Origin of the sequence: Propionispira arboris (genome assembly GCF_900109225.1) — a bacterium.
Lineage (GTDB): Bacteria > Bacillota > Negativicutes > Selenomonadales > Selenomonadaceae > Propionispira > Propionispira arboris.
The window spans coordinates 1-12728 of the sequence record NZ_FNZK01000015.1; the positions used below are offsets into that span (position 1 = coordinate 1).

The window sequence follows — 12728 nt, forward strand, 5'->3', positions numbered from 1 at the left end:
TAACCTGGAAAGTATTCAAGGAGCGCTTCTTCGTATGAATCGCTCCATTCAATCCGAAGGTACTTTTGGCATCATGAAAAATAACCGCTGGTACAAAAGAATCGTTCGAAAAGGCATGGAACAAGTACGTTTAGAGATTTTCCTGGTTTCTATCGGGCATAATCTTTATAAATACCACAATAAAAGACTACGTTTGAAGAAAGCCGCATAAACTGTAGAAAAACAGTTTTTATGGGGAAAGGGGTTGTGTACCCTTTTTAAGGTAATTGCCCGCTTGTTTACTCAATATGCATAGAAAAAGAGGATGTGGACAAAATGATTTCTCATTTTGTCACATCCCCTTTTTTTGTGGGATTTTTATGCCTTATGCTTTTAAAGCCTTGTCTGCCAAACGTAAAAATGCACTGGCCGTAATTTCAAGATCGGCATCTGGTGTATCTTCTTGCTTACAATGGGACAGACCTTTTGCTGACATAGCAAACATCATAATGGACGGTACTATTTTAGCCATTTCAGCTGCATCATGGAGCGGACCAGAATACATCGTGGTATCTTCTCCCGTTTCCTCTTGGACTGCTTCTTTACAAAGTTTAGTCAGCTGTGGATCAAAAATAGTTGGCTCAATATTCCATATTTTTTCCCACGTCACGGTTACATTATGTGTTTTAGCCGCGGCTTGTGCTGCGGTATGTGCTTCGGCAAACATCGCTTTTAATTTTTCAGGGTCTATGGAGCGCTGATCGAGCGAAATCGTACAAGTTTCCGGCACAATTGTAACAACATCTGGCGTTACACTGGCTTTTCCGACGGTGCAGACCCCATCATATTTTAAAGCGATTTCACGAAAACTCAAACTTGCCTGAGCCGCTGCTAAAAAAGCATCCTGACGCATTAAAGTTGGGAAAGAACCAGCATGAGCCGCCTGCCCTTTAAATTTAAGATAATGACGTTCACAACCGGTAATACCATAAACACAAGCAACGGATTTTTTTGTCTGCTCCAGAACTGGTCCTTGCTCAATATGAAGTTCCAGATAGCCGGTAATATTTTTATCGGCAAATTCCGCATGAACTTCCATAATATGATCAAGATCCACATCATAGGCTTTTAACGCATCAACCAAAGGAACACCATCGTTATCCTTGAGGTCAATAATATCTTTTATATCCATCGTTCCTGATACAGCTGAAGAGCCTATTAGGCTGCGACCAAAGCGTCCACCTTCCTCATCGGCCCAGTTTACAAGATAGAGTGTTTTTTTTGGTTTCACACCCTTTTTACCATACCGATGAATAACTTCCATTCCAGCAACGACGCCCAAAGCACCATCGAGCCAGCCACCGTTTGGTACGCAATCCAAATGGCTGCCAATCAAGATTGCCGCTTCCGATTCACCTTCAATTTTTGCCCAGCTGTTACCAGCTTTATCAATGCTGATTGTTGCCCCTTCAGCGATCATTTTTTCAGCAAACCAATCTCTGGCTTTTTGCCAAGTTGGTGTCCAGGCAATTCGCTGCGCGCCATTTTCATCGGAAGTCATTGCTGCCAGTTCTCTTAAATTTGCCACTACCCGTTTAGCCCCTGCTTTTAAGTCATATTCCATTTCGTTTCCTCCTAGTTTTACCATTCATTATAAAAATAGCGTTGCTTAAACAATATTACGTAAATCTTCCGTAGGTTTATAATAGGAAGTTTTCATAACAATAATCTGTTTCGGACAAACTAAACTGCACAAAGAACAACCATCACATTTATCCACATCAATTTGGATTTTATGATTGACTGCCTCAATTGCCCCATACCCCGATTCATTGCAGGCAATCAGACATTTCTGACAAAAAATACATTCTGCCGAGGTCGTCAATTTTGCTTTAGCCGTATACTCACGACTCAAATTGGTATGTGATGTCATTTTTTTAGCGGCAATCCCACAGATATTACTTAATTTCTCGATTTTTTTCTCCTGCATATAGACTTTCAACCCTACCAGCATCGGCTTGATAATTTGAAAACCTTCCAACATCGCTGCCGTACAAATCTGCACGACACTTGCGCCTACGGCGATATACTCTATGGCATCCTGCCACGTACCAATACCACCAATACCATAAACGGGGACATCCACCGCACTTGAAATTTGCGCTACACATTTTAACCCGATTGGTTTTACAGCATAACCGGAATAACCACCATAGGTTGATTGCCCCTGTACGGTCGGCATAGGCGACAATGTATCTAAATCAACCCCCATCAGGCACTGCACAGTATTGATGGCCGCAATGGAATCTGCCCCCGCTGCCGCAACGTTTTTAGCAATGGCCGTAATATCCGTAACATTTGGTGTCAATTTTACAATAACCGGTAGCTCTACCGCTTCTTTAACCCATTTGGTAATCATCGCGGCAATTTCCGCACTCTGACCAATTGCCGCCCCAACCCCTTGTTCCGGCATACCATGCGGACATGAAAAGTTTAACTCCAACGCATCCGCACCAGCACGTTCCATTTTATAGGCAAGATTTTTCCACGAGGCTGCCGATAAATCTGCCATAATACTGGCAATCAAAATCTTATTAGGATATTCTTTTTTTATGGCGCGGATTTCTTCACTCCAATAGCTACAGTCTTGTTTACTGACCAGTTCAAAATTCTCGAAACCGATGTTATGTCCCTTTTTATCTTTTAGAACACTAAACCGCGGACTCACATCACTGATTTTCATATCATCTGGTTTGATGGTCTTGATGACAGCTCCGCCCCAGCCCATTTGAAACGCTTTGCGAATAAAGTTCCCGTCGGATGTCGGCGGCGCCGAGGCTAAAATAAAAGGATTTTCAAAATGCAGTTTACCAATGTCGACACTTATATCCACATCATCTGTTGATTTTATTTCATTTATATTCATAAAAGCTCTCTCCTCAATGCACCCGGACAATTCCTTAAAGAATCATTGGTGCTGACCGTTTAATAAATTTACCAGCACCAGCTTTCCCAACAAAGCTGCCAGCTTCAGCAATAATTTTACCAGCAGCAATCGTCATAATTGGATAGCCTTTTAGCTCAAAACCTTCATAAGGCGTATAATCGACATGTTCATGTAAAATTGATTTTGTTATGGTTTGCAGTTTTTCTGGATCAAAAATCACCAGATCGGCATCACTATCAACAGCTATCGTGCCTTTTTTGGGATACATACCAAATATTTTAGCTGGATTTGTCGCGGTAACCTCTACTAACTTTGTCAGTGTCAATTTCTGATCACGGACACCCCTGCCAAATAAAAGCGGCATACGTGTTTCAATGCCCGGTGCTCCGTTCGGAATTTTAGCAAAAAATTCGCGACCCATTTCTTTTTGTCCTTCCATAAAGAACGGACAATGATCGGTTGCCACCGCTTGGATGTCGCCTTTAGCAAGCCCCAGCCATAAAGGTTCCTGGCTGTCTTTTTTACGAAGCGGTGGTGACATGACATATTTTGCTCCATTAAAGTCTGCTTCGCGGTAATTATCCTCATCTAAAAACAAATATTGCGGACAAGTTTCTGCCATAATCGGAAACCCCGCGTCACGAGCTCGTTTAAGCTCTGCCAGCGATTCTTTACAACTCAAATGAACAATATAAAGCGGTGCATCTACCAATTCAGCCATCGCAATTGCCCGATTCACAGCTTCAGATTCAGCTAAATTCGGACGACTCAAAGCATGATAAATCGGTTCGATTTTATTTTCCGCTTTAAATTTTTTCACCAAATAATCAATCACATAATAATTTTCAGCATGAACACAAACCAGACCACCATGATCCTTGGTAATCTTTAACGCCTTCATGAGGGTATCATCGGTAACACGATACCCCTCATACGTCATAAATAACTTGAAGGAAGAATACCCCGCTTCAATAATAGCTGGAATTTCTGCCATGATTTCATCTTTCATATCCGTAATGGCAATATGAAAGCCATAATCAACGGCCGCTTTCCCGGCCGCTTTTTTTTGCCAAATCTCGGTTGTTTCCGCTAAAGTCGCATCTTTCGGCTGAATGGCAAAGTCCACGACAGTCGTGGTGCCGCCGCAAGCCGCCGCAATCGTGCCCGTCGCAAAATCATCACTCGAAACGGTCCCGCCAAAAGGCATATCAAGATGTGTATGGACATCTATGCCACCCGGCAAAACATATTTGCCATCTGCATCAACGATTTTTTTGGCTGAACAAGTAAGATCTTTTCCCATTAAACAAATTTTTCCATTTAAAATAGCTATATCAGCTATATATATATCACTAGCAGTAACAATCGTCCCACCCTTTACGATAAGATCAAATTCTTCCATCATAACAATCTCCCTTATTTTTCAGTTACCGTTTCTTCTACTGCAACAGGTTCCGGCATAACCTTCATAAGTACAATATAAGAAACAAACGATGCGCCAAAGCCAACAAACCAGGCATAATCAAACAACCAGGATAAGGATGGAACAACTTTACCAATCAAGGCAGCACCGACACCAACAAGTAAAGCTAAAACTGCCATGATGTTCACACCTTTTGTATACGAATATTCGCCTTGTTCCTTATAAAGATCTTCCAGGTTCAATTCCGTTTTACGCAAGATAAAGTAATCCGCAATCATAATAGCAGCAATCGGTCCGAGAAATCCAGAATAAACATTGAGCCAGTTGAAAATATACATGCTAGGATCTGATAAAAGTTTCCAAGGCATGATTAGCACTGCACATACACCAGTAATCAAGACGCCAGTTTTAAATGAAATATGTTTTGGGGCAATATTGGAAAAATCATTTGCTGGTGACACAAGATTTGCGGCAATATTAACCGATAATGTAGCCACAATAATACCAAACAACGAAAAAGCTAAAACTAACGGATTCGAAAATTGCAATAACAAATCAACGGGGTCCCAAATTGCTTTTCCATAAACAACAATCGTTGCCGAAGATATGACAACACCCATAATGGAAAAAATCGTCATCGTCGGCGGTAAACCAATTGCCTGTCCCAGCATTTGCTCTTTTTGCCCCTTGCCAAAGCGAGTAAAATCAGGAATATTCAACGATAAAGTCGCCCAAAACCCAATCATCCCGGTCAAAGATGGTACAAAAACCGGTAAAAATTTATCCCAGGTATCCAGTTTGCCTGTTTCAGCAAAAATAGGACCAAAACCGTGTGCTTCATTGACAATCCAAACTAGTAAAATAAAGGTCATAATCAAAACGAGTGGTGCTGCCCAGTTTTCAAACTTACGAATTGAATTCATCCCTTTATAAACAAGTAAAATATTCATAACCAAAAAACCAATAAACGTAATCATGGCCGGTAAGCTTAATCCGGCAATATTGATATCCCCGCCGAACGTTTTCCAAGCTGGAAACAAGGCAATAAAAAAGTTATTAACTGCCGTCCCGCCGATAAAAGCATTAATACCAAACCAGCCGCAGGCAACGCCGGCTCTTAAAATTGCGGGAATATTAGCGCCAAATGTTCCAAACGATGCTCGAGCCAAAACCGGGAAAGGAATTCCATATTTTGTTCCTGGATGCGCATTTAAGAGCATCGGCACCAGCACGATCAGATTTCCTAATGTAATCGTAAGAATAGCCTGCTTCCAATCCATGCCTAAAGCAATTAATCCACTTGAAAGCATATAGGTTGGAATACAATGCGCCATACTAACCCATAAAGCCGCAAAATTGTATGTGCTCCAATTTCTCTCCTCCAATGTCGTTGGTGCTAAATCTGCGTTATAAAGACTGCTATGTGATACATCTGTTTTTAGTTCAATTAATTTTTCCGTAGCCATAATACCATCTCCTCTGATTTTTCAAATTTACAAATAAAAAATAACCCTTCATATCCATATGATAGTAAGCGTCATTGCTTTTGATCTCGATATGAATTTATCCCTTCAAAAATACAAAAACGCTCAAGGCATATAGCCTTGAGCGTCATTGCTCAATTAAAATTCTTCACCATTTGTACTCTTGAATTGATTTTCAGTATAGCATTCGCAAAATCGATCGTCTATGTTCTACAGCACAAAAAACTCTGTGCTATCCCCATAGCAAAATCAAGCCAAAATTTTTATTTTAATTAAGAAGATTTTTCACCTTTTCTATTTAGCTGATTCATGCTATACTGAAAAACAAATGAATGAAGTAAAGCCAAATTGATCCATTCGCTCGATGTTTGAGCGGCCAGGATACATTTTTTGTATTCTTTATGGAGATTTGGCTTTTTTTATTGTACTTATCGCCCTCCCTGACGAAAGAAAAAATAAGGACGGATGCTTATGTCAATTCGATTGGCTTATCTTTATCAAAAAGCAGAAAGAATCTATCGCATGAAGTTGATTGCCGGCGAATCTGGTATCAATCATAGTGTCCAATGGGTTCATATGATTGAAGATGAAACAGCCGCTACCTTTCTGCGCGGCAACGAACTCGTCTTCACAACCGGTATCGGTCATCAGGGTGAAACGTGGCTGCTCTCCTTTGCCAAAGGTCTTGTGAGCCATCATGCCGCTGGTCTAATTGTCAATACGGGACCTTATATCAAGACAGTACCGCCTGAACTCATTCAATATTGCAAAGAAAATGAATTTCCTTTATTTACCATACCATGGGAGATTCATCTTGTGGATGTGACACGTTATTTTTGCCGCTGCATTATTCATCGGGAACAAAAAGAACTCAATGTAGCCGAAGCTTTTAAAAATGCCATTTTTTTCCCGGAAAAAAGTTCCTATTATCAAATTCAACTCGAATCACAAGGTTTTAACATTCACTGGCATTATTGTGCTGTAGTGCTGGCTGTACAAACAGATAAAGAAGATCATAGTGAAAAACTACTAAATGAAATTCAGTCCTTTAGTGAGATCATTATTAGCCATCTGGTAGAGCATTATTGTATCTCCATCCACAATAATCAACTGCTCATCATCTTTGCTAACACGGAGGATAAGACACTAGAAACTTGCATTGATAAAATCTTGCAGCATTATGAGCAAAAAAATCGGCTTTATGCTTGTCATATTGGAATTGGCCAAAATAAAGGCGGTCTTTTACTGTTAAGCAAAAGTTATAAGCAGGCAATTTCGGTACTGCGCCTTTCGCAAAAAAATAAAATCGCCAAAGTTTATTACAAAGATGTCGGAATCTACAAAATCCTGCTCTCCAGCGGTGATATCAATGTGCTATATGAAATTTATAATGATACGCTTGGCAGTCTGGCCGACTATGATGCCGCCAATAAAACCGACTATTTACTGACGTTAAAATGCTATCTTGAAAACGATGGCAGTGTACAGACCGTCGCCAAACTAACCTTTGTTCATCGCAACACTATCAATTATAAACTAAAAAAAATCAAAGAAATCATGAACTGTCCGATTAACAGCGTCGAAGACCGCTTACGAATTTTATTAGCTTACAAAATCAAGGATATCTTATGAACACTTGAAATAAAACTGTGTCTTAGCACAAAAGACTTTGGGTTTCAATTGATTGTATTTGATTTTTGCGGATGCTATAATCAACCCAGCAAGACAAATGCATACATAAAGATGCAAAGCAATGGAGCTTTCAATTAAAGCCTTTCATTGCTCTTTTTTATTTCAAAATTTATAAAGATAGAGGCGATTTTACATGACAGAACAAGAAATCAAAGACCAAGATTTAAAATACAATTTACACTCTTGGTCTAAACAGGGTAACTTAAATCCAATTGCCGTGGCAAAAAGTGAGGGCATCTACTTTTTCGATTATGCCGGCAAACGCTACACTGATATGTCATCCCAACTCGTTAACCTAAATCTTGGGCACAGCAACAAGGAGATCGTTGCTGCCATCAAAAAGCAGGCCGATCAATTCTGCTTTATGGCGCCAGGCTATGCTGTAGAATCACGTTCAACTCTCGCTAAAATGGTAATTGATCTAATGCCGGACAACATGGGCAAAGTATTTTTTACCAATGGTGGTGCTGATGCCAATGAAAACGCCATCAAAATGGCGCGAATGTTTACGGGACGAAACAAAATTTTCAGCCGTTATAGAAGTTATCACGGATCAACCTTTGGCGCCGGCAACTTAACGGGTGAACCACGCCGCTATCCACTCGAACCAGGAATCCCCGGCTTTATAAAATTCTTTGACCCGTATGTATATCGTGAAGCCATCAATTTTGCCGACGAAGAAGCAGCCACTGCTTTTTATATTACGAAACTACGCGAACAGGTTCTCTATGAAGGCGCCGATAATATCGCTGCCATTGTCATGGAAACCATTACAGGTTCCAATGGTGTAATCATCCCACCCAAAGGCTATCTCAAAGGCGTCCGCAAAATTTGCGATGATTATGGCATCATGATGATCTGCGATGAAGTCATGGCTGGTTTTGGTCGTACCGGTAAAATGTTTGCCTTCGAACACTTCGATGTGAAACCAGATATCGTCTCGTTTGCCAAAGGAATTACCTGTGGTTATGTGCAGCTCGGCGGCGTGGCTGTCAGCAAAAAAATTGCTGCCTATTTTGATGACCATACTTTACTTTGCGGTTTGACATATAGTGCCCATCCACTAGCCTGTGCAGCCGGTGTTGCTGCCCTCAAATATTATAAAGATGCTCATATTTTAGAAAATGTCGAAAAAGTCGGCAAAGTCCTTGGTGAACTGCTCGAAGCTTTCAAAATGAAACATCCTTGTATTGGCGATGTCCGTTATATAGGTCTGTTCTCTGCCTTAGAACTTGTGAAAAACAGACAGACCAAAGAGCCCCTGGTCGCTTATGGGCAAGATCCAGAAGGTATTATGGGTGGTATTATTAAAAAGCTAATCGGGAAAGGTTTCGTAACATATTCACACGAAAATATGATTATGGTTGCACCACCACTCATCATCACCGAAAACCAGCTGCAAGAAGCCATGACAATTTTAGATGAAGTATTATACAGCGTCGACAAAACAATCTAATAAAAATTGATATTACGCTTGGGGCTCGCCACCAAGCTTCAGGAGGTATTTTATGTTTCGTTTTGCTCTACCGACAAAAATAATTTTCGGCAAAAAATGTGTAAAAGAACATGCTGCTGAACTGCTTACGCTCGGCAAAAAAGCTTTTATTGTCACCGGAAAATATTCAGCAAAATTAAATGGTTCGTTACTGGATGTTCAGGAAGCTCTTGAGTCAATCGGTATTTCGTATATTCTCTTCGATCAAATCACCAGTAATCCGACGATTGATCAAGTACGCACGGCAGCGCAAATTGCCCGCGAGAAAAAAGTTGATTTCATCATTGGCATTGGGGGCGGTTCGCCGCTTGATGCAGCCAAAGCTATCGCCGTGCTTGCCACCAATGAACTCGATGACCAGCAATTATTCACAGGGCCCTATGCCCAACCATTTTTGCCAGTTGCAGCCGTTCCGACGACTGCGGGAACCGGTAGTGAAGTGACTCAATATTCTATTCTCAGCAATGCGAATCTGGAAACAAAAACCTCGATAGCTCATAGCGGTATTTTCCCAAAGCTAGCGTTTCTCGATGCTCGCTATACGACAAAACTACCAAAACGCGTGACCATTCATACTGCCGTTGATGCTTTATCCCATTCTCTGGAAGGCTATTTATCCGTCAAAGCAAATACCTTTAGCAATATTTTTGCCGAAAAAAGCTTACATCTTCTAGGTGAATGCCTGCCTTATATAAGTAAAGACCCCACACTTCAGATTCGTGAAAAACTGCTTTATGCTTCCATGCTCGGCGGGATCGTCATTGCGCATACTGGCACAACCGCCGTTCATTCGATGGGATATTCCTTAACGTATTTTAAAGGAATTGACCATGGTCGTGCCAATGGATTGCTACTCGCTGAATATTTGCGATACCTTGATGTATCATATCACGAGAAGATACAATCAATCCTTCAGATACTACAAATGAAGACAATTGATGAATTTGCGGCAAAAATGCATCATCTTTTAGGTGAAACCGATACCATCACCGCTGCAGAAGTTAAACTTTTTAGTGAAAAAGCAGCGGGTGCCGCAAATATTTCCAATACCTTGCTGCCGCCAACCGAGCAGGATTTGGCGGCAATGTTCCAGAAAAGTTTAAAATTTGTCTCGTAACCAAACAATGATCAGACCTATTTTTTCATTTGGTAGAAAATAATATAAAATCTCGCAATGATGCCTGGCGCAAACCAACACTCCTAGCTAAGGAGTATTGGTCTTTGTGCTGGGTTCTTTTGCTTTTTATAGAAATCGTACGATAAAAGGAGGCTTTTCCATGGTTAAACAATATTTATGTATTGCAGGTTTAATCCTTTCTGTTTTTGTTTCTGGCTGTGCCGGAATTGGTGACTCCAAGGACATTAAAATCGGTGGTAATCTCGAAATGACGGGAAGTACCGCATCTTATGGACAATCCATGTCCAACGGCATCAAACTTGCTCTCAAAGAAGTAAACTCTTCCGGCGGCGTATTGGGTAAACAAGTGACATTTACCGTTGCCGATAACAAATCTGAACCATCCGAATCCGCCAATGCGGTTACCAAATTAATTACTCAGGATCATGTTTCTTTGATTTTGGGTGCCGCAGCCTCTTCGAACACCATTGCCGCCGCTCAAATTGCTGCTGACAATAAAGTTCCCTTTATCACACCATTTTCTACCAATCCAAAAGTAACCGTCAATGATGGCAAATTAAACGATTTTGCTTTTCGTGTCTGTTTCATTGATCCTTTTCAAGGAACTGTAATGGGGCAATTTGCTACAAAAACATTAAAAGTAAAAAAAGCTGCAATCTTTATTGATAATAGTGCTGATTATTCGAAAGGATTAGCACAGTATTTTGAAGAAAGTTTTGTAAAAAATGGCGGTGAAATTATAGCAAAAGAAGCTTACTTGCAAAAAGACCAAGACTTCAAAGCCACTTTAACGAAAATCAAAGCCAGTAATCCAGATGTACTGTTTATCCCTGGTTATTATGAAGAAGTTGGTAAAATCATCAAACAAGCCCGTGAAATCGGCTTTACCATTCCGATCATCGGTGGCGATGGCTGGGATTCAACAAAACTCGTTGACATTGCTGGTCCAGATGCACTCAATAACACATATTTTTCCAACCATTATGCAACCGATGCCAAAACTCCAGAAATCGTAAAATTTATTGAAGCTTATAAACAGGAATATGGTCAAGTACCAGATGCACCAGCAGTCCTCGGTTATGATGCTGCGTATATGGCAATTGACGCTATAAAACGTGCCAACAGCGCCGATCCACTCAAAATCAAAGATGCATTAGTGACCACAGCCGGACTCCAGCTCGTAACCGGTAATATCAGCCTTGATGAAAACCATAATCCAATCAAATCAGCTGTTGTCATCGAATTTAAAGATGGTAAACAAGTCTACAAAGAAACGATCAATCCATGATATTTTCATCGTAAATAAAACATAAAAAAAGGAAATGATCAGCAGTAATAAACTGCCTTGATCATTTCCTTTTTTTTTATATTTTGCCTTATTTGTTAATGAATTGCCTTTTTCTTAAACATACCACCGACAATATCATGAACCGGATTAATCGTCACAAAAGAAGCCTCATCTTTTTCCATGACAATTTCCTTAAGTTTATCGACTTCCAAACGAGTTACCACACTATATAAAACCTTTTTCGGATCACCCGTATAGCCGCCTTCACCATGTAAAAGCGTAACCCCACGGCCAAGTCTGGCCATGATTGCTGCTGTAATTTCCTCGTGATTTTCCGTAACAATCATAACAGCATAAGATTCATCGAGCCCCTTAATGACAATATCAATCATCTTTGATATAACAAAGTAAGCAACCAATGAATACATGGCTTTATCCCAGCTAAATACCAGGCTGGCACTGCTTAAGATAAATAGATTGATGAACATAACTACTTCACCAATGGAAAAACTACTTTTTTTGTCCAAAATAATTGCCACAATTTCCGTACCGTCCAGCGAGCCGCCATTACGAATAATGAGACCTACGCCCAGGCCTGTGATGATCCCACCAAAAATTGCCGCGAGAAATAAATCGCCAGTAAGTTTTTCGACTGGACCAAAGTAAGCGGTCCAAGCCGATAGGGAAAGGATTGCAAATGTCGTTGAAAAAGCAAATCGTTTGCCAATCTGCTTATAACCAAGATATAAAAACGGTAGATTAAATAGGATAATAAAAATCCCTAATGGCTGACCCGTCAAGGCACTAGCCATAATTGAAATACCAACCACTCCACCATCAATAATATTATTCGGAACTAAAAAAATTTCAAGTCCCACAGCTGTAATAATCGAACCAATAAATAGGCTTACATATTTTTTGATATAAGCCTGTACTTTTTTTCGATGCTTTGCTTTACGTTTTTGTTCAGCAGCTAATTCGGGATCTAATATCATTTCATTTTCGGCCATAAATCAGTTCTCCTTTTCTTTATATACTATATATTATACATACATAAGTTAAGTTCTGGCAAATGCCGATGCGCCTCACAGCCAATTACAGAGAATTAAAGCCATATTTAAAAAAATGATTTAATCTGAATATTATGCATTCTAAGCTAAATTTCCGTCTATTACTTGACTTTAAGCAAATATATAATGCAGATGCATATTTAACCTTATATTTACTTAAATAATGTCCTATTTTCCTTTAGGTGAACGGATTTATTTATGATTGACTTTGA

The 12728-nt window shown here is 40.1% G+C and carries 10 protein-coding genes; 5 read left to right on the plus strand and 5 right to left on the minus strand.

Features of this window, described 5'->3' with window-relative positions; genetic code table 11:
* A partial coding sequence (locus BMY14_RS13840; protein ID WP_177177541.1) for a transposase occupies window positions 1-211 on the plus strand: 211 nt, incomplete at its 5' end.
* Window positions 212-364: 153 nt separating this feature from the next.
* On the opposite strand, the gene BMY14_RS13845 is transcribed toward BMY14_RS13840, so the two are convergent.
* Genes BMY14_RS13845 through BMY14_RS13860 form a run of 4 tightly spaced genes read right to left on the minus strand, consistent with a single transcriptional unit; the run spans window position 365 to window position 5815 of the window.
* On the minus strand, window positions 365-1603 hold the full coding sequence (locus BMY14_RS13845; RefSeq protein WP_091832968.1) for a hydantoinase/carbamoylase family amidase: 1239 nt from the start codon (window positions 1601-1603) through the stop codon (window positions 365-367).
* Window positions 1604-1648: 45 nt separating this feature from the next.
* Window positions 1649-2905, minus strand: coding sequence for an NAD-dependent dihydropyrimidine dehydrogenase subunit PreA (preA, locus tag BMY14_RS13850; protein ID WP_091832971.1), 1257 nt, complete (start codon window positions 2903-2905; stop codon window positions 1649-1651).
* A gap of 34 nt (window positions 2906-2939) precedes the next feature.
* A complete protein-coding gene (gene hydA, locus BMY14_RS13855; protein ID WP_245741424.1) occupies window positions 2940-4331 on the minus strand; it encodes a dihydropyrimidinase in 1392 nt (463 codons plus the stop codon).
* An 11-nt stretch (window positions 4332-4342) separates the two neighbouring features.
* A complete protein-coding gene (locus tag BMY14_RS13860) occupies window positions 4343-5815 on the minus strand; it encodes an NCS1 family nucleobase:cation symporter-1 (RefSeq protein ID WP_091832976.1) in 1473 nt (490 codons plus the stop codon).
* A 489-nt stretch (window positions 5816-6304) separates the two neighbouring features.
* On the opposite strand from BMY14_RS13860, the gene BMY14_RS13865 reads away from it, so the two are divergent.
* The 4 genes from BMY14_RS13865 (at window position 6305) to BMY14_RS13880 (ending at window position 11446) form a co-directional block, all read left to right on the plus strand.
* Window positions 6305-7465 carry a PucR family transcriptional regulator gene (locus tag BMY14_RS13865; protein WP_177177606.1) on the plus strand — a complete coding sequence of 387 codons (1161 nt, stop codon included), beginning with the start codon at window positions 6305-6307 and terminating at the stop codon, window positions 7463-7465.
* Window positions 7466-7658: 193 nt separating this feature from the next.
* Complete coding sequence (locus tag BMY14_RS13870; protein WP_091832982.1) at window positions 7659-8981, plus strand: aminotransferase class III-fold pyridoxal phosphate-dependent enzyme; 1323 nt, start codon at window positions 7659-7661, stop codon at window positions 8979-8981.
* Window positions 8982-9033: 52 nt separating this feature from the next.
* Window positions 9034-10137 (plus strand): iron-containing alcohol dehydrogenase family protein, encoded by a 1104-nt coding sequence (locus BMY14_RS13875; protein ID WP_091832985.1) that lies wholly within the window; start codon window positions 9034-9036, stop codon window positions 10135-10137.
* Window positions 10138-10297: 160 nt separating this feature from the next.
* Window positions 10298-11446 (plus strand): ABC transporter substrate-binding protein, encoded by a 1149-nt coding sequence (locus tag BMY14_RS13880; protein ID WP_091832987.1) that lies wholly within the window; start codon window positions 10298-10300, stop codon window positions 11444-11446.
* 95 nt (window positions 11447-11541) lie between these two features.
* On the opposite strand, the gene BMY14_RS13885 is transcribed toward BMY14_RS13880, so the two are convergent.
* Window positions 11542-12456, minus strand: coding sequence for a YitT family protein (locus BMY14_RS13885; RefSeq protein WP_245741425.1), 915 nt, complete (start codon window positions 12454-12456; stop codon window positions 11542-11544).
* Window positions 12457-12728: the final 272 nt, after the last annotated feature.